General features: G+C 51.5%; 3 protein-coding genes. 2 read left to right on the top strand and 1 reads right to left on the bottom strand.

From position 1 onward, the window contains the following. Nucleotides 1-445, bottom strand: a 445-nt coding sequence (locus Q0256_RS03325) for a bifunctional 2-polyprenyl-6-hydroxyphenol methylase/3-demethylubiquinol 3-O-methyltransferase UbiG (RefSeq protein ID WP_297960026.1), incomplete at its 3' end; no start/stop codon positions are given. Between the two features lie 99 nt (nucleotides 446-544). Between Q0256_RS03325 and Q0256_RS03330 the strand changes: the two genes are divergently transcribed. Together Q0256_RS03330 and Q0256_RS03335 are read left to right on the top strand one after the other, a co-directional pair. Further along, nucleotides 545-1,312 (top strand): ABC transporter ATP-binding protein, encoded by a 768-nt coding sequence (locus Q0256_RS03330; protein WP_297960028.1) that lies wholly within the window; start codon nucleotides 545-547, stop codon nucleotides 1,310-1,312. Then, nucleotides 1,305-1,521 (top strand): metal ABC transporter permease (locus Q0256_RS03335; protein WP_297960030.1); only part of this gene is annotated, 217 nt, incomplete at its 3' end. The genes Q0256_RS03330 and Q0256_RS03335, both read left to right, overlap by 8 nt.

Raw genomic sequence — 1,521 nt, forward strand, 5'->3', positions numbered from 1 at the left:
CGTCTTTTAAATTTAAAGCCTGCGCTTCTTGAGCTTGCGCGTTTGAAATTTTGCTCTGCGGGCGCGGATAAATTTTAAAATTTTTGCCCGCCGTATCCCTGAAACCATCGCGGCTAAGCCGCTCGCAAAACTCCGCAAAGCTTAAATTTAATACGTTTTGCAAGCTGATGCCAAACTCCTCCGCGCTGCGCCTTAGCTCGCGCAACATCCCCTCCGAGCTATCGATCGCCGTGACCTTGGCGCCCAGCGACGCGAGATACAGCGAGTAAACCCCCGTGCCGGCGCCCACGTCTAGCACGCTTTTGCCCGCAAAGCTCACGCCCCAGCCGCGCAGTATCTCAAACACCCGCTTGCCGAAATCGCCCGGCTCGCCGCTAAATTTAGCGTAACTTTCGGACTTTTTATCCCAGCTATTTTCATCTGATTTTTCGCCGATTTTCTCCACCGCTCGCCTTTAAATTTTTTGTAATAATAGCAAAATTTGGCAATTTTTCCGAATTTGGGCTATAATAAATGCTTTCAAAATCTAGGCGAAAGGGCGTTCATGGCGGACGTGACGATAAGAAATTTAAACTTTGCTTACGAAAAACGCGAAATTTTAAAAGATATAAACTTAAGCTACGAGTTGCGCGATTTTTTGGCGATTTTCGGGCCCAACGGCGGCGGCAAAAGCACCCTTTTGAAGCTGCTTTTGGGGCTGCTGCGACCAAGCTCGGGCACGATCGAAATTTTAGGCAGATCGCCCGCGCTTGCCAGGGCGCAAATGGGCTACGTACCGCAGTTCATCGCGATAAACAAAAGCTTTCCCATAAGCGTGCTCGAAGTCGTTTTAATGGGGCTGATAGATAAGAAAATTTTCGGCTTTTACTCTAAATCCGAGCGCGAGCAAGCCATGCAAGCTTTGGAGCGCGTAGGTATGCAGAGCCTAGCAGACTACCGTATCAGCGAGCTTAGCGGCGGACAGAGACAGCGCGTTTACATCGCGCGGGCGCTGTGCGCGAAGGCTAAAATTTTACTTCTTGATGAGCCGCTAGCGAGCATCGACACGATGGGGCAGGTTCAAATTTACGAGCTTTTAAAATCCCTAAACGAGGGCGGCTGCGGCATAATTTTAATCAGCCACGACGTGCAGCTTGCGCTAAACTACGCAAACCGCGCGCTTTACGTCGCAAACGGCTCGGCGCACACCCACGAGATCGATCCAGGAAGCAGGGCGGAATTTTTAGATCACCTTAGGCGCGAGCACGGGCACTTCTGCGCCGTCGATCTCGCGCTTAACGAATGCTGCTGCAAGGAGGGCGAAAATGGCTGAAATTTTATCTTATGATTTCATGCGAAACGCCCTGCTTGGCGGGCTTTTGGTCAGCATAGTCTGTGGCGTCGTGGGCTCTTTAGTCGTGATAAATCGCATGAGCTTCATAGCAGGCGGCATCGCGCACGGCGCTTACGGCGGTATCGGGGCGGCGTTTTTTCTAGGCGTAGACCCGCTTTTGGGCGCGGGGGTATTTTCGCTATTTTTGG

Origin of the sequence: uncultured Campylobacter sp. (genome assembly GCF_937949835.1) — a bacterium.
Lineage (GTDB): Bacteria > Campylobacterota > Campylobacteria > Campylobacterales > Campylobacteraceae > Campylobacter_B.

What these genes read in the sequence shown, in the direction of transcription:
- Q0256_RS03330 (WP_297960028.1), top strand. Translation starts at nt 545, where the DNA reads ATGGCGGACGTGACGATAAGAAATTTAAACTTTGCTTACGAAAAACGC.